Source organism: Marinomonas sp. 15G6-16, assembly GCF_055809555.1.
Map to the genome: position 1 here is coordinate 2188201 of NZ_CM147916.1, position 21922 is coordinate 2210122.

Consider the following 21922-nt stretch of genomic DNA (forward strand, 5'->3'; position numbering starts at 1 on the left):
TTTAGAGTGCCGTTCGTGTAAACGAAATAGTAAGTCTGCATATTCCCAGTTTATCCACGCTTTAAAGTGGATGATTCGGTATCACAGGGGTAAAATAGCGGAAATATTAATAGGAATTTTTAACTCAGGACGTTTGGGCTGAGTAAGGTGTATTTTGTGAGTAATGTATCAATAAATGAAATCCAACGTTTTTCGTTTGATGGCACGAATGTTCGTGGTGAGCGTGTCTTTTTAAACAGTGCCTACCAAGACATTATTAAGCGTAAAGAATATCCATTGCCTTTGGAAAAGTTGCTGGGTGAATTTGTCGCTGCGATTGCCTTGTTAAGAGATATCATCAAGATTGATGGTGTTTTATCTATTCAAGCGAAAGGTCATGGTTTTCTTTCCACTCTGATGACGGAATGTGACGAACATCAGAATCTCCGTGGCATCGCGCAGTGGGATGACAGCCAAGAAGTCCCAGAGGTGATTTCCTTAAAAGAAGTATTGGCTGGCGGTTATTTGGCTATCACGATTAAGCCGAAAAATGGACAGCGTTATCAAGGTATTGTGGAGATTGTAGGGGACACTTTATCTGAGTGTCTGGAAGAGTATTTTGCTCAATCTGAACAATTGCCTAGTCGAGTTTGGCTGGCGGCAAATGGTGCTCAGTGCGGTGGTTTATTTTTGCAACGCTTACCGAGTGAGCAAGCAAAAGAAGGTGATGAAGACGCGTGGGAGCGATTTACTCATTTGGCTTCAACAGTAAACGAGGAAGAGCTATTAGGGCTTGAAACGGAAGTGTTATTACACCGCTTGTATCATGAAGAAGAAGTGCGTTTGTACGATACTAAATCAATGCAGTTTGGTTGTTCTTGTTCTCGTCAGCGCACTCTGGATGCTGTGATGTCTCTTGGGCAAGAAGAAGTACGTGAAATATTGATCGAGCAAGGCAGTATCAAAGCGGACTGCCAGTTCTGTGCCGAGAAGTATGAATTCACGGCTGCCGATTTAGAAGACTCGCTTGGCGATCAGGCGAAAACCCATTAACTTTTAAATGTGGCGTGCTTAATCAAGTCACGCCAAGATATCATGCCAATAACCTGTTCATCTTCATCGATGACAGGTAGGCAAGATATGTCTAGTTGCTTAAACCAAGTTAGAATTTCTTCTATTGATGTTTCTGCTTTCACAGCAATCGGTTGGCGAGTCATGACTTGATGAGCCGCTCGATTCAGGGTGTCTGTGTCTCTTGGTTGTTCTGATACCTTGTTGATAAAGGGGCTTATGAGCCGCAAAAGATCTCGGTCTGAGATAATGCCGACAAGCTTTCCATTGTCGGTGACTGGCAAGTGATGAAACTCATGTGTTTCCATGATTTTCTTTATATCAGGAAGACGATCATCCATATCCACACTGATGACATTGTGAGTCATAATATCTTGTGCTTTCATTGCCTATCCCCTGTGTTTGATTTCTATCACTGAAAGTGGAGATTTAGTATATTTATATTCAATATTATAATTTTAATACATTAGCAAAATCGAAGCATGGTTTTTGTTAATGTTGTTAAAATTCAATATTGTGTTAACAAGATCATCGAATGTCGCCTAACTGGCTTTTCAAGCTTCGAATATATCTACATTTTTGCTTTTAGCATCCAAGACATTATACATAAAATCCGTATAATCAGTTGTATATCTGTATAAGACCTTTTATGGGTTATCTGTCTTTGAATAGACAGTGTTTAAATGCAATAAAACCGCGTTCTGAGAAAAGACAAGAAAGTAATGCAATTACCTTAATTGTGTATTGATTGCTGGCCAAAAGCCTTCTTTCTAATCACTCTGAAATTCACTATTGGCTAAGACACGGCGAAATCCTATGACCTCAAATTCTGTAGATGTTTTACTAGTCGGGGGCGGTGCTATGAGCTCGACCCTAGGAATGCTCCTAAAGCAACTAGATCCTAATATGACCATGATGATGGTTGAGCGTTTGGACGGTGTAGCGAAAGAAAGTACTGATGGCTGGAATAATGCTGGTACAGGGCATGCTGCTTATTGCGAGCTGAACTATACCTCTCCAAATAAAGACGGCTCAATTAATATCGACAAGGCAGTGAATATTAATGCTGCTTTTGAAGTAAGTCTTCAATTCTGGTCATACCTTGTTGAACAAGGTCTAATGCCATCTTCTCAAGAATTTATACATCGTGTTCCTCATCAGAGTTTCGTATGGGGCGAAAATAACGTCAAAATGTTGAAGGCTCGCTATGAAGCAATGAGCGCTCATCCTGCTTTTAAAGAAATGCAGTACACGGAAGACCGTGAAACGATGAGTGAATGGATGCCTCTCATTATGAATAATCGTAGCGGTGATGAGCCGCTTGCTGCAACTCGTATAGAACATGGTTCTGATGTGAACTTTGGTGCCATCGCTCGTAACATGGTGAAGCACTTAGAAAGTGTCGAAAACTTTGACTTAAGCTTGAACACAGAAGTAAAAGCTTTGAAGAAAAAAGCGGATGGCCGCTGGGATGTGACGATTGAGCAGAACGGTACTCGCTCTGTTATAGACGCAAAATTTGTCTTCTTAGGTGCTGGCGGCGGCGCATTGCCGTTATTGCAAAAAGCAGAAGTGAAAGAAGGGAAAGGATTTGGTGGTTTCCCTGTGAGCGGTCAGTGGCTGGTTTGTGAAAACCCAGAATTGGTCGATCAGCATTTTGCGAAAGTGTATGGCGCAGCACCGATCGGTGCGCCACCTATGTCTGTTCCGCATTTGGACACTCGTATTATCGATGGGAAAAGAGCGATCTTGTTCGGCCCATTTGCAGGCTTTACGACGAAATTCTTAAAAACAGGATCCTTCTTTGATTTACCGAAAAGTATCCAGTTCGACAACATTAAACCCATGTTGAGTGTTGGTAAGAACAATATGGATCTGACTCGTTATTTGATCAGTGAAGTGAGACAGTCCCATAAAGATCGTTGTAATTCTTTACGTCAGTTTTTCCCTGATGCTCAGGATAAAGATTGGAAACTTGCTTACGCTGGTCAGCGAGTTCAAATTATTAAGAAAAATGCTGAAGGTGGCGGTAAGTTAGAATTTGGTACTGAGGCGATTACAACAGAAGATGGTTCTTTAGCGGCATTGTTGGGCGCGTCTCCGGGTGCATCGACAACAGTCAATACAATGATTGGTATTATGGAACGCTGCTTTAAAGATCGTATTGCGACACCAGAATGGCAAGAGAAAATGAAGGAAATGGTGCCTTCATACGGTGAGTCGTTGGTTGAGAATACGGATTTATTACTGTCTATCCGTGAACGAACACTAACAACATTGAACCTAAAACCTTAATTTTACATTAATAAAAATAAGGTACTGAAAAGCTGGGTCTGTCCCAGCTTTTTTATAGCGCTTCTACTAAGTAGTTAAGAGAAAGAGATTAAATATGACAATAACGTTTGCAGATCGTGCTGATCAGCTATGTGATACATTACGTGAAATGGAGCATCAAGCAGAAGAAGGAGATCAGCTGTTTTACTGTGCTTATCTTCTAGGTCTGTTAGGGCTTCATAGTAGTACAGAAGGCGAAGGGAAAAGTGCATTTGATGCAGCCTTCACTGACGTGTTAAAAGAAACGCTTGTTGCAGAAGGTGTTGTGGAAGCGGATCAAGAGCAAATTCTTGCATTATGGAATACAGTCTGCGAACAAGCAGGCTAAAAAATTTCAACAAGGTAGCAATAAAAAAGAGAGACCTTTAACAGGCCTCTCTTTTTTTGACGTTAAATTAAGAACTACAGACTTGGCTTAGCTGGACGTGGTGCGTAAGCGAAAACATCAGAGAAACAACGTTCTTGTGTTAATCCTTTCAGCTCAAGTTGGTCTAATGTGCCGTAAACCATTCCGACTGAACCACAGATGAAGGCCGCAGAATTGCTAAGGTCAGGGTGATCTTCCAAAACCGCTTCATACAGCCAGCCGGTTCTTTCTTGCCATGTGTCATTGCTTTCATTGACGATAATATCCACTGAGAAAGGTGCGCTTTCTTTCGCTTCTGTTAACCAAGCTTGTGCAAAGACATCTTCCGCACTTCTTAATCCCCAATAGAAGGAAACTTTCCCAGAAAATTGTTGCTCAACCAATGAGCTATAAAGGCTTTTTATTTGCGCGAATCCTGTGCCGCCAGCAATTAATAAAATGTGCTCTGGTGCAGAATGTAAAACGCCATTGTCTAAATGGCAGTCGCCACCTGGAGCCTTAATTGTGATTGTCTCGTTTGATTTAATATGTTCTACCACTTTATGAGCTAATGACTCTGGGTCCGAAACAAGAATATATAGGGTAAGGTTAGGTAACTCGTGAGGAGCGCTACCAATCGAGTAAGGAACTTGTTCCCCTGTTGGTAAGGCAATCATTAAGTATTGACCTGCAATAAAAGAGAGGTCATTTACCTGCAAAGTAATTTGATATACATCTTTGTTAATTAACTCAACAGTGTTTACCTTTGCGGTAAGGTCTTCCATATAAAGCTCCGATACAAGTCATGTCTACAAAGATTGAGGCGCTGACTGGTGATAATAATCTGTTAATGTAGGTAAAAAAAAGCCACTTTAATCAAGTGGCTTGTTTGTCTTGCGCATAGGCAAGCTTATTTGTTTTTGCCTTTCATAGACTCAAAGAACTCATCGTTTGTTTGAGTTACTTTTAGTCGATCGATTAGGAATTCTGTTGCGGCAACATCTTCCATAGGATTCAATAGCTTACGAAGAATCCACATGCGTTGTAACTCGTCTTCAGACGTTAATAAGTCTTCACGGCGTGTGCCAGATCGACGAATGTTAATTGCAGGGAAAGTACGTTTTTCCGCAATTTTACGATCAAGGTGAAGTTCTGAGTTACCTGTACCTTTGAATTCCTCAAAGATCACTTCGTCCATTTTTGAACCAGTATCAACAAGCGCTGTTGCGATAATAGTCAAACTACCGCCTTCTTCGATGTTACGAGCCGCACCAAAGAAACGTTTTGGACGCTCCAGCGCATTCGCATCCACACCACCGGTCAATACTTTACCGGAGGAAGGAATGACTGTGTTGTAAGCACGAGCAAGACGGGTAATGGAGTCAAGCAGAATCACAACATCACGTTTATGTTCGACAAGGCGTTTGGCTTTTTCAATTACCATTTCAGCAACTTGTACGTGACGTGCTGGTGGCTCATCAAAGGTAGACGCCAATACTTCACCGCGCACAGTGCGAGACATTTCTGTTACTTCCTCTGGGCGCTCATCAATAAGTAGAACGATCAGGTGGCAATCAGGGCTGTTGCGGGTGATTGCATTTGCGATGTTTTGTAGCATGAAGGTTTTACCCGCTTTAGGCGGAGAAACAACCAAGGCACGCTGACCTTTACCCATTGGGGCAACAAGGTCGATGATACGAGATGTAACGTCTTCAGTAGAGCCGTTACCTGCTTCCATTAATAAACGCTCATCTGGAAACAGAGGTGTTAAGTTTTCAAAAAGAATCTTGTTACGAACGCTTTCAGGCTTATCAAAGTTAATTTCATTGACTTTCAATAATGCGAAGTAGCGTTCGCCATCTTTAGGTGGACGAATCTTCCCAGCGATTGTATCGCCAGTACGAAGGTTGAAACGTCGGATTTGGCTTGGCGAGACATAAATATCATCTGGTCCTGCTAGGTAAGAGCAGTCAGGTGAACGTAAAAAGCCGAAGCCGTCTTGTAGAATTTCTAGAATACCGTCACCGTAAATGTCTTCTCCGCCTTTGGCATGACGCTTTAGGATTGAGAAAATAACATCTTGTTTACGAGAGCGAGCCATATTATCTAGGCCCATTTCTGATGCGATTTCTAAAAGTTCGTGTACTGATTTCTGTTTTAAGTCGGTAAGGTTCATAAATGGGTTTTTTTGTATTAGCTCATCTGAGGAAAAATGACGGAATCAGTGCTACTTAATAAGTAACCATAATCTATGTCTGGAAGTATTTAACAATGTATCAGCTACTCGGCACGAAAAAACATGGAGCAATAATATTTAGTTTTTGCTCCTGTTTGAAAGACCCGATTCGGGTAAGCCAATACAGCGCGAAACAATTTGATTGGAGTTAAAATAAGAAAGATATACTTCTACATTCCTATTCCAACAGTCAGTACTATAGTTCGACTTAAAGGTGAGGTCTATAGTCAAATTTAGGAAAAATCCACTTTTTTGTTAATTTTTTGATCAAGTTCAGGGTTTTTATCTATTAATAGTTCCTTAGTGCTTGATTTTCACAAAACTAGGTTTAGATTTATAAAAAATTCATCTAACACGGCTTGTTTTTGATGCTTTGTTAATCATGAAGTGTCTCTTCAACTGATATACTTTGTGTTTACTACGATTTCTGAGACATAAGGCGACGTCAATGCAATCTCTCTTTCTGCAACAATCTCATGATTTTCCATTTGAAAAAATCGCAGCCATTGACCTTGGGTCAAACAGTTTCCACATGGTTACAGCTCAAGTTACGCACGGGCAACTGCGCATCACTGGTGAGTTCGGTGAAAAGGTTCAACTTGCAGCGGGTTTGGTGGACAGTCATTTGGATGATGAGTCACAACAAAGAGGTTTAGATTGTCTAGCGCAATTCGCTCAAGTGATTGCAGATATGCCAGCAGGGTCGGTTCGAGTTGTAGGAACCAACGCATTACGAGTCGCAAAGAACCGATATGACTTTATTGGCAAGGCCATGGATATCATGAGTCATCCAGTTGAGATCATTGCAGGTAGGGAAGAAGCCCGATTGATTTATGTCGGCGTTTCCAGAACCATGGATCATGGTGATGCAAAAAGATTAGTGGTTGATATAGGTGGAGGCAGTACTGAGTTTATTATTGGGCAGCAGCTTGAGCCTATTCTCACCGAAAGCCTTCATATGGGGTGTGTGAGTTTTAAAAAGCGCTTCTTTGATGATGGTGTTATTAATAAAGCGAACTTCCAAAAAGCAGTGACCGCTGCACGATTAGAATTATTAAGTATCCAAGATGATTATCTTGATGAGTCATGGGATGTGGCGATTGGCTCATCTGGTACGGCCAAAGCAGCGTTTAATATCATTAAAGAAAATAACTGGGGCAAAAAAGGAATTACCCCAAAAACACTAAAACAAATTCAAAAGGCGCTATTCGCTGCAGGTCATGCAGATAATATTGATCTAGTAGGGCTTAAACCTGAACGAAAAAATACGTTTGCAGCAGGCATTGCGATTTTAACGGCCGTTTTTGAATGTTTCTCTATTAAACAAATGGACTTCTCAAGCGGCGCACTTCGTGAAGGTGTCTTATACGACATCATGGGACGATATGCTGAAACGGACATTCGTGAGCGTACAGTAAACTATATGTTGAATCAGTATCATATTGATACTGAGCAAGCGAAATTGGTTACGCACACGGCTTTATCTGCGCTTGCGCAAGTGAAAGACGATTGGAACCTAAACAGCATTTCTAGTGAAGACTTGCTCCGTTGGGCTGGTTTGCTTCATGAAGTGGGGGTTGGGATTTCTCACAGTCGATACCACAAACATGGAGCTTACATTATTAAAGAGTCAGATATGCCGGGCTTTTCTCAGCAGGAACAGCAGGCTCTGGCCAATTTGATTTTGCGCCATCGACGTAAATTTACCCAATCGTTGGATTATCGATTTACGAAAAGTGATCAACAGGATTTAGACGGTTTATCCATTCTTCTGAGATTGTCGATATTGCTGCATGATGATAGGAAAGAGGGCGATATGCCAATTTTCACTTTAAAGGCTGATGGTAAGAGTTTGCATGCTGAGTTTTTGCCTGAATGGCTAGATGGGCGACCGCTAACATTAGCGAATCTGCAACGGGAAGCTGAAGCCTTAGCTGTTGCTGGGTATACACTGACGTTTAGCTAATCTTTAGCTAGTCTTTAGCTTAAGTTATCAATAGAACGATATAGGTCCGCGACTTCTTCGCGCTGCAGTCCGGATATTCGAGAGAGACGACCAATGCTTGATGTAATTTGTACCGTCTCTTTCCCTTCTTTCTCTTCTTCTGTTTTTTCTAGTAGGTCTGCTTGGTTTTGGTTGGCAAGTAGATGCTTAGCTTGATCTGAAATTTGCACAAAGCCAGATGCCTCTCGAGGGTTCGAGTGCGTGTCTTTGTCTGCCTGCATTGAGAGAGAAGGCAAATATAATGAGTTGTTTGATATTGAAGAGATCGACAAAACAGCCACCGTTATAATAGTTGTCTGAATTACCTGATATAGTCATATAAATGTAGTCTATTTTTTGAACATTTCAACCCTTTTTAGATGGTTGGAGAAGAAGTTGTAGTTTTCTGGTTCTCTGTATCTTTCATCATTTTTGAAAAACTTGAACTTATTTTAAATTCTCATTAAGCATATTAGTGTCATTGCTATATAAGGATGATATTGTTTGCATATTGTTTATAAGAATATGACTAAACAATCGTATATCTTACAGATTGCATGTCTGCTTGGGGTTGTTGAGTAAACAGCCCAAATTATCTGTTGTAAGTAATTTGCTTCAAAAAGGATACCGCATGAGCCAAGAAAAACTCCCAATAGAACATCTTTATTTTACTGAAACGAATCTGGAACAGATTTTAGAAAATCTTGATGTTGTTCGTAATAAGATTCACCCGCAATTAGTGGATGAAGATGGTGTAAATGAGCAGGTTTTTCCGTCAGTTTGCCTGATTGGCTTAGGGCGTTGTGGATCTAATATCGCGTTAGATGTTGCTTCTTTGGTATATGAAGCAAGAGCAAATTACATGCGTGAGATTGAGAGCCAAGACATCTTGGATGGCGAGCAAGAGTTCCGCCCGATGCGATGGATCAGAAAGCATTTACCAATGGAAGATAAGGATGGGTTTAAGCCTGTTTTCCTTATTGAGCCAATCGTCTTATTGGGTGATTTAGATAAAGACATTGAAGGCCGCATTCGTTTCTCTAATGATGAGGGCCGAGCGCAGTTCTTAGAAGAATATAAAAAGTTACAAATCATGGACTTGTCCGAAGTTCATGCTGGTGGTGCTGGTAATGCTCCAATCTTAGGTCAATATCTAGCTAAGATTATCCTGAATAAAGACGCAACGACCTTTATCAATGAAGAGTGGAAGCAGTTGCATTCCTACCTTGTTGATTCTTGCGGCATCAAAGCAAACCAATCTCGACTTTATTTTTACATCTTTAGTGCGGGTGGTGGTACTGGTTCTGGTATGGCGTCTGAATTTGGCTTGGCTCAACAGTTCTCTTACTTGAGTAAAACCTTTGATTACCGCTCAGATCAAAGTCAAAGCCGTTTGGCTGATAAACGACACAGCTTTGTGTTTGAGCCTATTTTTACCTCTGGTATTTGTATTTTACCGAACATCTCTGGAAAGAATGTCGAGATTTCAGAAGCGCTTCATATCAATGCTGGTCGTTTGTTGACCAAGTACATATCTGAAGAGTGGAACTTCTCTTACAACGAAGAGCGAGACAACGATGAATTACCTGAAGATGTAATGGAACGTATCCGACCTTGGAACTCCATGATGTTGATATCTAACGATATTATGCGTTATGCGGAAGAAGAAAATGGCGGTGATGTTGAAAGTATCGATGTCAATACAATGGAGAAATACGCGAACCAGTATATTTCTCAGCAGATCTTTAATATCTTGACCGCTCAAGCGGTAACAACCGATTACGATGAAGATTACTTCCGTCGAGCTGGTATTGATATTTCTGAAACCATTCGTTTGGATGCCAATGACTTGTTTATGAGTTTGGCGGGCCCTGTTGCGGTCGCTTACGCCGAAAGTGTTGTGAATGATGGTGTTCGTCAAGACAATGTTGATATTGATGATTTATTCTGTCGTTCGATCGAATTGCCGCATTTCAATGCTGAAACCTCTGCAATTGAAGGGGTTAGTGTGTTGCCTGTTGAATCAGAGAAATATCGCGATGCGATTAAGGTATACAGAAAGAGCGGTTTTGATGCGAGCACGTTAAACCATCTGCACTTCTTTAAAAACTGTTCATCTATTGTGTCTATTATCTCTCTACCACGAGATTACAAGTTGTCATTCACGGCGTTGAATCGCTTGAAAATGCATTTGAACCGTTTATGCCCAAACACCACATTGAAGCGTTATGCGCTTGTTATTGGTGCATCGGCAAACCTATCCCTGACCACTTTGATTGCAAAAAGCCCATGTTTAAGTGATGACTTTTTAACCTTGATGGTCGCTTATATGAAACGTTGTTTTGCGCGCGATGAGTTCCGTTATACAAATGAAATAGATCAAGCCATTATCAGTATGATTCAAGACGATGAGTTTGATGATGCCTTAGTGGATAAATATTTCACGGCTTATGAAAACCCAGCTAAGATCCTTGATACGAACTGGTATGCGATTAAGCCTATGTATGAGAAGAAGTACCGTGAGCTTATCGAGAGCCCACAAAGCTTCGTGTCTATTAATGATATTCGCTTAGACGTAAATAACGTGAAGAATGCGATTAAGTATCTTCGCGAAATTTACCGTCATCGAATCAGTAAAACGAGTGTTCTTACTCTTAACGCTTAATAGAACTCGTTAAATATTGATTAATCTTGCTTTAAAAAGGCGATCTCATCTGAGGTCGCCTTTTTTGTTACGTGATTGTTACAAGAGTTGGCCTAACAATTGAATGCCTGAAACACTGCGCCTTTTACTTCTATATCTTTGTTTTAAAATGCTATTTTGGCGCTTTAAGGTTTACGCGTTATTTTGGTTTTGATGAGGGAATATATGTCTGAGCTTTACTGGTTACTTACTACTTCTGTGCTTGTGTTCACTATGCAAGCAGGCTTTCTATGTTTGGAAAGTGGTCGAATAAGAAGTAAAAACAGTATTAATGTTGCGGCTAAAAACATATCAGACTTCATCGTATCGACGATTTTGTTTTGGTTATTCGGCTTTGGAATCATGTTTGGTGATTCGATTGGTGGTTTCTTTGGTTTCAGCGATTTCTTTTTTAGCGAGCAACACACTCCTTGGCAGATCAGCTTTTTTGTCTTTCAAATGATGTTCTGCGGCACAGCTGCGACATTAACCTCGGGCGCAGTGGCAGAACGAATGACTTTTATGGGTTATTTAGCCATTACAGTAGTGCTCAGTACGGTGATTTATCCAGTGGTTGGACATTGGTCATGGTCTGGTGTCTATTCTTCGACAGGAGGGCAAGGATGGTTAGAGGCTAAGGGCTTTATTGACTTCGCGGGCTCCACCGTAGTGCATTCTGTTGGTGGCTGGATGGCATTAGTGTCCATTATGATCATTGGGCCTCGCATTGGTTTCTCTGAACAGAAAATCCGATTGCCCCCTGGTAACAACCTTCCTTTATCGACTCTTGGCGTTTTATTAATTTGGTTTGGCTGGTTTGGTTTTAACGGCGGAAGCACTTTAGCCTTAACGAATGATGTGCCGACGATTATTTTAAATACTTTTATCTCTGCCGCTTGGGGAGGATTCATTGCAGTTTCCATCAATTATTTCCGCGATGGTTATGTTGATGTTAGTTCGGTTCTTGGAGGTGTGATTGCCGGTTTAGTAGGCATTACCGCGGCTTGTCATATTGTTTCGCCTAGTGCTTCTGTGATTATTGGCGGCGTGTCTGGTTTAGTCGCGTATTTTGGTAATCTGCTAATGAAAGCATGGAACTTGGATGATGCCCTTGATGTTGTACCGACGCATTTATTTGCGGGTATTTGGGGAACCTTGTGTGTGGCTTTATTTGGGCAAGAAGACAAAATTGCCAATGGCTTAACTTTTTGGGATCAGTTATGGGTTCAGGCTTTTGGCGTGGTGGTGATTGGTCTGTATTGCTTTATCGTCGGTTACGCATTTATATGGCTGATAAATCGTTTTATGCCGTTAAGAGTGACTAAAGAGCAAGAAGAGCAAGGTCTTAATGTCACTGAACATAAAGCCACAACTGAATTGTTTGATTTGCTTACCACTATGCAATATCAGCAAAACAATGCAGATTTTTCGACTCCCGTACCAGAGGAACCTTTCACTGAAGTAGGTCAGATTGCGCGTAAATATAATCAGGTTATTGAACGCGTGAGCAGTGAAATCACACAGCGAGATGATGCATTAATGCGCTTCCAAGAAAGTGAAATGCGTAAGTCTGCCATTCTTAATTCTTCAATGGATTGCATCATTACGATTAACCGCTTTGGCTCCGTTATGGAATTTAATCCCTCCGCTGAGCGTACTTTTGGCTGCTTAAAGAGCCAGGTGGAAGGAAAGAGTTTTGTTGGTTTATTTGTGCTTGAAGAAGATAGAAAACAAATTTTCCAGAGTCTCGATTCTGGTTTCTCCACTTCAACTGGTTTGATATTGAATCGACGTAATCCGTTTCGTTTGCAGCGATCTCCAAATGATGATTTCCCTGCTGAAATTACGATCACTAAAACACAAACTAATGGTGACAGTGAGTACACACTTCATATAAAAGACATGACACGTCACATGAAGCTACAAGAGCGCCTAAAGTTTTTAGCGTACAGTGACCCGCTAACGAGTTTGTACAATCGAACCTATTTTATGGATTCTCTTGTTCGTGCTTTGGCTGTATCAGAAAAGAAGAAAGAGTCGATTGGCGTACTATTTTTGGACTTAGATAAGTTTAAATTAATCAACGATACATTAGGGCATAAAGCGGGTGATGAGCTGCTCTGTGAAGTGGCTCGACGTTTGTTTGAAGTTGCTGATGAAAGTGACGTAGTCGCGCGCTGGGGCGGTGATGAGTTCATCTTTATGATGACTGAGAATGTCAGTACGAATCACTTGATGAACCGAGCAAATCAGATTTTAGGCGTTATGCGAGAAACCTTTGTGTTAAGTGGGCAGGATTGTTCAGTTCCTGTGAGTATCGGCATTGCCTGTTCTTACGAGCAGACAATAGAAGCGGATAAGCTTATTCAGCAAGCAGATATCGCCATGTATTGCGCGAAGGAAAAAGGCCGTGATAATGCCCAACTCTTTACACCAGAAATGGCGAGTTTAGTGACTCAAAAGTTTGGCTTTGATAAAGAGATACAAGATGCTCTCGCTTCTGATCAGTTCACTTTGGTATTCCAACCTAAGGTACAAATGGAAAAAGAGAACATTTTAGGCTTGGAAGTATTAATTCGTTGGAATCATCCTTCAAAAGGCTTTGTGTCTCCTGGAGAGTTTATTCCTATCGCGGAAGAATCGAATTTAATTATCAAGGTCGATGAGTGGGTTATTGATACGGCCTTAAAGCAACAAAAAGCATGGCGCGATGCGGGTGTTGAGATTGTGCCTATTGCTGTCAATTTATCGGGACGTCATTTAGTGTCTGAAAGTGTGGTGGATTATATTTCACAAAAACTCGATCACTATAACCTTCCAGGAAGCATGTTGGAGATAGAGATTACTGAGGGCGTGTTGCTAACAGACATTCAGCGCTGTATTGAAGTGATGACAGAGTTAAAAGCATTGGATATTAAAATATCCATAGATGATTTCGGTACAGGTTATTCGTCTCTTAATTACTTAAGACGTTTACCTTTAAACACCTTAAAGATTGATCAATCCTTTATAGAAGAGTGCGACAAGCATACGGAAGACGTAAAAATCTGTGAAACTATTATTAGTCTAGCAAACGGACTGGATTTAATTGTTATTGCTGAAGGTGTTGAAACGGCATCACAAGCAGAGACATTAAAGTCTCTGGGGTGCGAGATATTCCAAGGGTATTTTTACCATAAACCAATGAAAAGTGATGAAGTTGTAAAGCTACTTTGAAGTAGCTTTACGGTTTTGGCTCTTCGCGCTCTCGTATGGTTTCCATGAGGTCTTGATTTTTTGTTTTTTCGATTGGCTTTGTACGATAATGCAAAGCGGTTTTTGCAATCATATTTGCTGCAACCGGCGCTGTGATGAGAAGAAAAAGCGTAATCAGCAACTCTTGAACAGAGAAAGCACCCTTCAAATGGCTTTGGAATACCATAGAAGCAATCAAAACACCCGTGATTCCAAGCGTTGAGGCTTTGGTTGGACTGTGAAGTCTCATGTAAATATCTGGGAGGCGAGCGAGTCCATAAGAACCGACAAGCAAAAAGGCACCGCCAATCAATAACGCAACACAGATAATAATTTCGAGATAAAAGGGCATAAAAAATATCCTATTCTATGATGTCGCCGCGGAGTAAGTACTTACAAAGTGCAGCGGTGCTCACAAAGCCTAACATGGCAATTAATAATGCCGCCTCAAAATACAAAGCACTTCTCATGTAAATGCCATACAACAATATAAGTGCAATCGCATTAATGTACATGGTATCCAAGGCTAAAATTCTTTCTGATAGCGTTGGGCCTTTCAGTAATCGCCATAAATTCAAAATCAAAGCGATACAAATGAAAGAAGCGACAATAGCGATGGTCAAATTTAGCATCCGAAAATCTCCTTAATAGGCTTTTCATAACGCTGCTTAATGGATTCAATCAGTTCGGCTTCGTTATCCAAATGAAGAGCATGAATATAAAGCCATGCTCTATCCTTTGATACTTCGGCACTGACTGTTCCAGGTGTAAGCGATACGGTACTGGCCAAAATAGTGATACCGAGATCGGAGTTCATTTCTATTGGAACTGCTACAAACCCAGGTTTGAGTCGTTTTAAAGGACCAACAATTAGCAAGGCAACTTCCAAGTTAGCGACGACTATATCCCACATCACCATGAGAACATAACGAACAGCTAGCCAAGGCTTGAGTATCTTCGGATGCTCATCTCGCATTCCTCTGACAAGCCAAGGAATCGTAATAGCAAAAAAGGTTGCTAAGACGATATGTCCTGCGCTGACTGAGTTATTGAGTAATAGCCAAACAGTAAAAAGCAAAAGGCTATGGAAAGGCATAGGAAATAACATTAGCGGGTTACTCCTGGTAATAAGTCATAAGCAGAAGACTGAATGTCATGCAGGTAATAGGCTGCTTGTTGTGTAAACTCACTGATCTCTCCGCCAAACAAAACGAGTATTGGTGATGCTAGAAGCAATAAGCCAATACCTGCTATTTCAGTCGGTTTAGCTGGTTCTGCATCCGAGGAGGCTGAGCCGTTATGACGCCAAAACAAGGTTGTTCCTGCTCTTGAAAAAGTCACCAGTGCAGCTAGGCTTCCAACCAAAATTAACGGCCAAACCCACATAGTTTGTGCTGTTGATTGAGTGGCTTGAAGAATCATAATCTTGCCAACGAAACCAGACAGCGGAGGCATACCAATTAATGCTAACGCTGAAATCGCAAATGCAACACCAAGTAGTTTTGGCTGGACAAATGGGCGCGAGTGAACAAAGCGATCTTCTGCTTTACCGCGTTGTCTTGCCATGACATCAGCGAGCAAAAATAAGCCAGCAGAAGCCAATGTACTATGGACCATGTAATACAAGGCTGCTGATGTTGCTGCTTCAGAATTGATGGCCGCACATGCGAGCAAACTGCCGCTGGAAACAATCACTAGGTTTGCGCTCATAATACGGATGTTCGGACTAGCAAACACACCTATGCTACCAATAAGAATTGTCAGTAAGGCCAGTGGCCATAACCAAGGTGTGGCGATATTTGCTAACTCTCCAGCATGTTCTCCGAAAATGACGGTATATACTCTAAAAATACTGTAAATGCCGACCTTGGTCATGATGGCGAAAAGTGCGGCAACTGGCGCGCTGGCGCTGGCGTAGGTTTTTGGTAACCAGAAATGCATAGGCAGCATAGCGGCTTTCAAGCCAAAAACGACCAATAGTAACAGAGCACCTGTTTTGGCAAGTGTGGCCGTTTCACCTTCTAGCTGACCCACTTTGATGGCCATGTCTGCCATGTTTAGTGTGCCAAGTGTGCCGTATAAAATCCCTAATCCAAATAGAAATAAACTGGAACCAACAAGATTAAGAATGACGTAGTGCATTGCTGCCTGTGTCTTTTGCTTACCACCTGCGTGAATCAGCAGAGCGTAAGACGCAATAAGTAGCACTTCGAAGAAGACAAATAAGTTGAATATATCTCCTGTTAAGAAGGCACCGTTAATCCCCATGATTTGGAACATAAACAATGGGTGGAAATAAGCGCCGCCTTTGTCTTTGCCAGAGATCGAATACAACATAACGGCAAAGGCTAAAAAGGAGGTCAGCAAAACCAATAAGCTGGAAATCCTGTCAGCAACGAGTGCAATACCGAATGGGGCTTGCCATCCACCTAAGGCATAAAGTTGGACCCCTTCGTTGTCTACTTTGAAAAGTAGGACTGCAGAAGAGGCAAGTAAAAATAATGTACCGACAATAGAACTGATACGTTGTGAACTGATGTCACGAGAAATTGGCGGCAGCAACATAATTGCGCCGAACAACAAAGGAATCAGAATCGGAAAAATGCTCAAATGCTGCATTTAGTGGTGGCCTCCTGATTTATAGGTTGGATCACCTGGTTGTGCAGGCAGCACGCCATCTACATGGTCATTTCCTAAGTCCGCGCGGGCACGCATGGCTAATATGACGGCAAACGCTGTCATCGCGAAACCAATAACAATGGCTGTTAGAACCAACGCTTGAGGAAGTGGATCACTGTATTGTTCCGACTGTCCCAAAACCGCCGCGGCATTGAGTTTGAGGCGCCCACTTGCGAACAAGAATAAATTTACGGCATAGGACAATAAGGTTAAGCCCATTACCACAGAAAAACTGCGTCCACGTAAAGTTAAGAAAATACCGCAGGCGGTTAATAAACCGACGCAAAAAGCATATATGCCTTCCATTAATCATTCTCCTTTTGTATAGGACGTTCGCTGGTGGTTAATTGCCCAAGATTCGCAAGAATCAACATAGTGGCACCCACCACAGTAAGGAAAACCCCAAGATCAAACACCATTGCACTAGCAAGCTCGAATTTGCCAATGACAGGTAAGTAGAAGTAATCGAACCAAGAAGACAGGAAGGTGTGACCAAATGCCCAACTTCCCAAACCACTAAGGGTGGCAATGCCGATTCCTGAGCCGATCATGATTTGATAATCCAGCTTAACGCGAGTTTTAATCCATTCCACACCATGACCAACGTATTGTTGGATAATGGCAACGGAAGTGATTAACCCCGCGATAAAACCACCGCCAGGCATGTTGTGCCCGCGTAAGAAAATATAAGCCGACACAAGCAGGGCAAGAGGCAACAGACTCTGCGAGATAACAGCAAGCAAAATAGGGTTCTTGTCTTCCGACCAAGCCAAACCTCTGTCATTACTGGACGGCATAAATAAGCGCATTCTCGCGATCAATTTATAAATGCCGAGCGCGGCGATACCCAACACAGTAATTTCGCCTAATGTATCGAAGCCACGGAAGTCCACCAAAATGACGTTAACCACGTTGGTGCCGCCACCGCCTGTTTTACTGTTTTCAGTGAAGAAGGTGGATATGGTGTCGAGCGGACGGGTCATTAACGCATAGCAAATGGTTCCAACCACTCCACCGATTAAAGAGGCCAGACTCAAGTCGCGAACAACACGACGTGGAGAGGATTCTTTAGGTGTTTTTTGTGGCAAAAAGAACAAGGCTAGAATCAACAAGATAACGGTCACGACTTCTACAGAAAGCTGAGTCAATGCCAAATCTGGAGCAGAGAATTGAGCGAATGCCAAAGAGACAATCAAACCCACGACAGACAGCGTAATCAGAGCAACAACTCGTCGTCTGTGCCATAGCACAGTGGCTAAAGCAGAAATTGAAAGCAACACAGCCGCTGTTATAGACACAGCATCAACCGGAATTTCCGGACGTTGGCCTGCTGTCGCGTTTAACTTCATTAAAGATGCGGCAGTCATAATGACGGCCAACAACAAAGTGAAGAAGGTATAACGCTGTAGAGAGCCGTTTTCGGTGAAGCTGATAAAGCGATTTGCAGCAGACGCAAGCGACTGTACAACACCTTCAAAAACTAATTTAGGATCACTTTTCGGAAATTGAGCTTGGAACTTAAACAGGTGCGGTCGATTATGATACATAATCAAACCACCAATTAAGGCAATAATACTCATCAGCAATGGCAAGTTAAAACCATGCCAAATGGCTAAGCTGTAACTTGGCGGAGTCGTATTGAGTGTCGCACTGGCTGCCGAGTACAACAAATCGCCAACCATGTAGCTAGGGAAAATCCCAACCAACAAACACAAAGCCACTAGAATCTCAACTGGAACACGCATGTAGCGAGGTGGTTCATGAGGCGTTTTTGGTAAATTGATTGGCTCACCATTGAAGAACACGTCGTGAATAAAACGCATAGAATAGGCGACCGCAAAAACACCACCTAAGGTTGCTAATACAGGAATTAACCAAGATAAAGAGCCAAGAGACGCTTGATGCAGAGTTTCAGTAAAGAACATTTCTTTTGATAAGAAACCGTTCATTAAAGGCACACCCGCCATCGAAGCGGACGCCACCATGGCTAAGGTTGCCGTATAAGGCATGTATTTCCATAAACCATTGAGCTGGCGCATATCACGAGAGCCAGATTCATGGTCGATAATACCGGCGGCCATGAACAGAGACGCTTTAAATATAGCGTGGTTAATAATATGGAAAATAGCCGCTACCGCCGCTAAATCGGTTCCCATTCCTAACAATAAGGTAATGAGGCCTAAATGACTGATAGTGGAATTTGCCAACAAGCCTTTTAAATCGTGTTGGAACAGCGCGATATAAGCGCCCATCAAGAAGGTTGCAAGACCAGTCAGGCTGACAATCAAGAACCACAGATCTGTATCGGCGAGCGCTGGGTAAAAACGGGCCATCAAGAAGATACCTGCTTTTACCATAGTGGCAGAGTGTAAGTAGGCACTTACTGGCGTTGGTGCGGCCATCGCGTTTGGTAGCCAGAAATGGAAAGGGAACTGAGCGGATTTTGTAAAAGCACCGAGCAAAACCAAGACAACAATGACTGGATAACTCGCACTGGCTTTAATCAGGTCGCCACTGTCTAGAACGGTTTGAAGGCTGAAACTGCCAACCGTATCTCCTAGAATCAATAAGCCCGCAAGCAACGCAAGACCACCGGCTCCGGTTACAGTAAGCGCCATTCGAGCGCCTTTTCGTGCTTCTGTTTTATGTCCCCAAAAACTGATTAACAAGAAGGAGCTGATACTGGTTAGTTCCCAGAAAAACCAGAGTTGAATCAGGTTGTCAGACAGCACCACGCCTAACATGGCAAACATAAACAGCATGAGGTAAGCGTAAAACTTCCCCATTGGGTCTTTATCAGACAAATAATACCGGGCGTATAAGATAACTAATAAGCCAATGCCCAAAATAAGAATCGAGAAGAGCAAGGCTAATCCATCGAGCCTAAATGCCAACTCCAAGCCAATAGAAGGAATCCATGGAATAGCCGCTTGGAAGCGTTCTCCTTGGACAATGTCACCAGCGTTCATCAATACCAGTACTAGCGTTAATGCTGGTAACACCGCGGTCAGAAAGGCACATTCAGTGCGGCTAAGGCGGTTTGAAATAAGTGGGATTAAGGTTCCTAATAATGGAAGAAAAGGTAGCCAGATAAGAGAGTTCAAGAAAAAAGCTCCTCTACTATTAAGAATAAGTCAAAATTAAAGGATGGTGCGCGCATGGTTATCGTCCTAACAGGCGGTCTCATATGTGCTGCTTTCTACCAACTAAATTGAAAACAATGTGGATTTAAGAATAAACAAGCATAGCCTTTTACTAATCGAATCAATAGTCTAAAACCAAAGACATAAGAAAAATATCATAAATGCTTGGAAAAATATTACTATTTTAGAAAGAGGGTAACAGAAAAAGTTCCTTCGTTTGCGCCTTTAATGAGTTGCCCTTCGAAAAAAGAGACCTGCCTTTCCTTTTCAACAAAAACTTACGCTTATCGTATTGAGGAAAGAAACGTAATTTGCCCTAATTTTCGTTTCTTTGAAGCTTATGTTCGGGAATTATCTTCTTCAAATTAAAAAATAAAATTCTTTTGTAATATTTTTGATCCTTGTAACGACTAACTTCATATACTTAATACTTAAAAGCCTTGCTTATGACTCCTTTCCAGTATGGAAAGAGCATGCAATACCGTTATTCGAATAAAGGAGTGAACCTTGATCGCTGAGTTACAGGCCTTTCTTGCTGAAGGGCAGTCTTCAAATATCCTATTGTTTTTCGGCATTATTTTGCTGTCTTACTTTTTGGAAGATTTAGCGATTGTGACGGCTGGTACTTTGGCGGCACAAGGAAGCATTATGCCTACGACGGCGCTTTTGGCTGTTTTCGTTGGCATTGCAACAGGGGACTTTCTACTTTATTGCCTTGGCCGTTATGGGCGTAAAGTGCGTTTTTTACGTTACAAGGCTTTGACGAATCCTTCTTTTAAAAAGCTGCGTGCTCGCTTCCACCACAATGCTTTTTTAAACCTTTTTATCATTCGATTCATTCCAGGTTTAAGAAGTGTTGGCTTTACTCTAAGTGGCTTTTTCTCGATTCCTTTGTTCGTGTTTTTCTGTGCAGTGGTTTCAGCAACGGCAATCTGGACGGCGGCTATCTTCTACGTCATTTATTTCCTCGGTAGCCAAGCTTGGTTGCAAACGACTCAATACCAATGGGTCTTGGTTCCTATCGCGATTGCCGTCTTTTTCATTGTTAATCGTCTAATTAATAAATCATTTACTAAAGGTCTATCATGAATTCGATGTCAGATATTCGCCTCATACCATCAGATAAAATCAATGCTGGCATGCCCGTTCTTGAAATAGATCAAGAGCACAGCGTGTCCCGCTATGAGTTTTTCCCTAGTTGGTTTTTCTACACGCCAGTGGTATTGCAAAGCATATTACAAGGTGTGTATTACCGTGATTTTCGATTGCCTTTGGTTGCCAATCCAAGCATTAAATTGAGCGGCATGGTTGGTGAATCCAAGCAAGATATTATGAATTTGGCGGGCTCGGTTGCATCGCCTTGGATTTCTCCGTTTGTAACGCAAACTAAAAATCAAGAAGACGTTTCGAGCCAAGCCTCCCATGCTTTGGCTGCAATGCAAGCCGCTGATCTGTCTTTTCCTGTTGTTGCCAAGCCAGATTTAGGTTGTCGTGGTGTTGGCGTTAAGCTGCTGCGTAATGAAAGCCAGCTTGAACAATATATTGCAGACTTTCCTGATAACGCGCGATATCTGTTGCAAGAAAAAGCGCCTTATCAAGCTGAAGCGGGTGTGTTTTACGTGCGCCAACCTGGAGAAGCGCAAGGCAAGATCATTTCGATCACATTGAAATACACGCCTACTGTTGTAGGCGACGGCCAGCATACATTGAAACAGCTGATCGAGCGTTGCCCGCGCGCAGGTCAACTTAGTCATCTATATTTACCTCGTCACACAGATAAGTTGGATTGGATTCCAGAAGACGGCGAAGAGTTCCAACTTGCTTTTGCTGGCAGTCACAGCCGAGGTTCTATCTTCCGAGATGGCAATCAATACATTACAGACGAGTTAACTCGCAAGCTGGATACGATTCTTCATGATGTAGAAGGTTATCACTACGGCCGTTTGGATATTAAATTCGATAATCTTCACGACTTTATGAAAGGTGAGAAATTCACCATTTTAGAACTCAATGGCGCAAGCAGTGAAGCTGCCCATATTTGGGACAGAAATACGCCACTGAAAAATATATTCAGCATGCTCTTAACTCAGTACCGACTATTATACGCGATTGGCGCGAAGCAAAAGAAACGAGGGCACAAACCGCCGTCTTTTAAAACTTTATTAGCCGCTTGGCGCGAAGAGAAAAGCTTAACCGAACATTACCCAAGCACCGACTAAGTAGGAATAAGTCC

General features: G+C 42.1%; 18 protein-coding genes. 8 read left to right on the forward strand and 10 right to left on the reverse strand.

Annotation, left to right across the window (positions count from 1 at the left end; all coding sequences use genetic code 11):
* The first annotated feature begins 156 nt into the window (after positions 1-156).
* Positions 157-1032 carry an Hsp33 family molecular chaperone HslO gene (gene hslO / locus AC0L46_RS10510; RefSeq protein WP_473503444.1) on the forward strand — a complete coding sequence of 292 codons (876 nt, stop codon included), beginning with the start codon at positions 157-159 and terminating at the stop codon, positions 1030-1032.
* On the opposite strand, the gene AC0L46_RS10515 is transcribed toward hslO, so the two are convergent.
* Positions 1029-1436 (reverse strand): CBS domain-containing protein, encoded by a 408-nt coding sequence (locus AC0L46_RS10515; protein WP_473503446.1) that lies wholly within the window; start codon positions 1434-1436, stop codon positions 1029-1031. The genes hslO and AC0L46_RS10515 overlap by 4 nt on opposite strands.
* A gap of 430 nt (positions 1437-1866) precedes the next feature.
* Here AC0L46_RS10515 and mqo point away from each other — a divergent pair, with 430 nt between their 5' ends.
* Entirely contained in the window at positions 1867-3345 is a 1479-nt protein-coding gene (gene mqo / locus AC0L46_RS10520; RefSeq protein ID WP_414680768.1) for a malate dehydrogenase (quinone), read from the forward strand.
* 94 nt (positions 3346-3439) lie between these two features.
* Positions 3440-3712: a YfcL family protein gene (locus tag AC0L46_RS10525; protein ID WP_473503448.1), complete on the forward strand. Its 273-nt coding sequence runs from the start codon at positions 3440-3442 to the stop codon at positions 3710-3712.
* A gap of 74 nt (positions 3713-3786) precedes the next feature.
* On the opposite strand, the gene AC0L46_RS10530 is transcribed toward AC0L46_RS10525, so the two are convergent.
* Both AC0L46_RS10530 and rho read right to left on the reverse strand, forming a co-directional pair.
* The gene (locus tag AC0L46_RS10530) at positions 3787-4515 is read right to left on the reverse strand and encodes an NAD(P)H-flavin reductase (protein ID WP_473503450.1); all 729 of its coding nucleotides are present in this window, start codon (positions 4513-4515) and stop codon (positions 3787-3789) included.
* 125 nt (positions 4516-4640) lie between these two features.
* Positions 4641-5906 (reverse strand): transcription termination factor Rho, encoded by a 1266-nt coding sequence (rho, locus tag AC0L46_RS10535; RefSeq protein WP_414680765.1) that lies wholly within the window; start codon positions 5904-5906, stop codon positions 4641-4643.
* A gap of 508 nt (positions 5907-6414) precedes the next feature.
* Between rho and AC0L46_RS10540 the strand changes: the two genes are divergently transcribed.
* Complete coding sequence (locus AC0L46_RS10540; protein WP_414680764.1) at positions 6415-7932, forward strand: Ppx/GppA phosphatase family protein; 1518 nt, start codon at positions 6415-6417, stop codon at positions 7930-7932.
* A 14-nt stretch (positions 7933-7946) separates the two neighbouring features.
* On the opposite strand, the gene AC0L46_RS10545 is transcribed toward AC0L46_RS10540, so the two are convergent.
* Entirely contained in the window at positions 7947-8243 is a 297-nt protein-coding gene (locus AC0L46_RS10545; RefSeq protein ID WP_414680763.1) for a hypothetical protein, read from the reverse strand.
* 338 nt (positions 8244-8581) lie between these two features.
* Between AC0L46_RS10545 and AC0L46_RS10550 the strand changes: the two genes are divergently transcribed.
* Both AC0L46_RS10550 and amt read left to right on the forward strand, forming a co-directional pair.
* Positions 8582-10615, forward strand: a complete 2034-nt coding sequence (locus AC0L46_RS10550) for a hypothetical protein (RefSeq protein WP_473503453.1) — start codon at positions 8582-8584, stop codon at positions 10613-10615.
* 204 nt (positions 10616-10819) lie between these two features.
* Positions 10820-13849, forward strand: coding sequence for an ammonium transporter (amt, locus tag AC0L46_RS10555; RefSeq protein WP_473503455.1), 3030 nt, complete (start codon positions 10820-10822; stop codon positions 13847-13849).
* A 7-nt stretch (positions 13850-13856) separates the two neighbouring features.
* Here the strand turns inward: amt and AC0L46_RS10560 are convergent, their stop codons facing one another.
* From AC0L46_RS10560 to AC0L46_RS10585, 6 genes are read right to left on the reverse strand one after another with little or no spacing between them, the layout of a single operon-like run.
* The gene (locus AC0L46_RS10560) at positions 13857-14219 is read right to left on the reverse strand and encodes a Na+/H+ antiporter subunit G (protein WP_473503457.1); all 363 of its coding nucleotides are present in this window, start codon (positions 14217-14219) and stop codon (positions 13857-13859) included.
* Between the two features lie 10 nt (positions 14220-14229).
* The gene (locus AC0L46_RS10565) at positions 14230-14499 is read right to left on the reverse strand and encodes a K+/H+ antiporter subunit F (protein ID WP_414680759.1); all 270 of its coding nucleotides are present in this window, start codon (positions 14497-14499) and stop codon (positions 14230-14232) included.
* Positions 14493-14975, reverse strand: a complete 483-nt coding sequence (locus AC0L46_RS10570; RefSeq protein WP_414680758.1) for a Na+/H+ antiporter subunit E — start codon at positions 14973-14975, stop codon at positions 14493-14495. Before AC0L46_RS10570 ends, AC0L46_RS10565 begins: the two co-directional genes overlap by 7 nt.
* On the reverse strand, positions 14975-16486 hold the full coding sequence (locus AC0L46_RS10575; RefSeq protein WP_473503460.1) for a monovalent cation/H+ antiporter subunit D: 1512 nt from the start codon (positions 16484-16486) through the stop codon (positions 14975-14977). The genes AC0L46_RS10570 and AC0L46_RS10575 overlap by 1 nt, the downstream gene beginning before the upstream one ends.
* Positions 16487-16852: a Na+/H+ antiporter subunit C gene (locus AC0L46_RS10580; protein ID WP_347984439.1), complete on the reverse strand. Its 366-nt coding sequence runs from the start codon at positions 16850-16852 to the stop codon at positions 16487-16489.
* The gene (locus AC0L46_RS10585; protein WP_473503462.1) at positions 16852-19650 is read right to left on the reverse strand and encodes a monovalent cation/H+ antiporter subunit A; all 2799 of its coding nucleotides are present in this window, start codon (positions 19648-19650) and stop codon (positions 16852-16854) included. Before AC0L46_RS10585 ends, AC0L46_RS10580 begins: the two co-directional genes overlap by 1 nt.
* Positions 19651-20196: 546 nt before the next feature.
* Here AC0L46_RS10585 and AC0L46_RS10590 point away from each other — a divergent pair.
* Both AC0L46_RS10590 and AC0L46_RS10595 read left to right on the forward strand, forming a co-directional pair.
* Positions 20197-20778 (forward strand): DedA family protein, encoded by a 582-nt coding sequence (locus AC0L46_RS10590; protein WP_473503464.1) that lies wholly within the window; start codon positions 20197-20199, stop codon positions 20776-20778.
* A complete protein-coding gene (locus AC0L46_RS10595; RefSeq protein ID WP_473503466.1) occupies positions 20775-21908 on the forward strand; it encodes a D-alanine--D-alanine ligase in 1134 nt (377 codons plus the stop codon). Before AC0L46_RS10590 ends, AC0L46_RS10595 begins: the two co-directional genes overlap by 4 nt.
* Positions 21909-21922 lie beyond the last annotated feature (14 nt).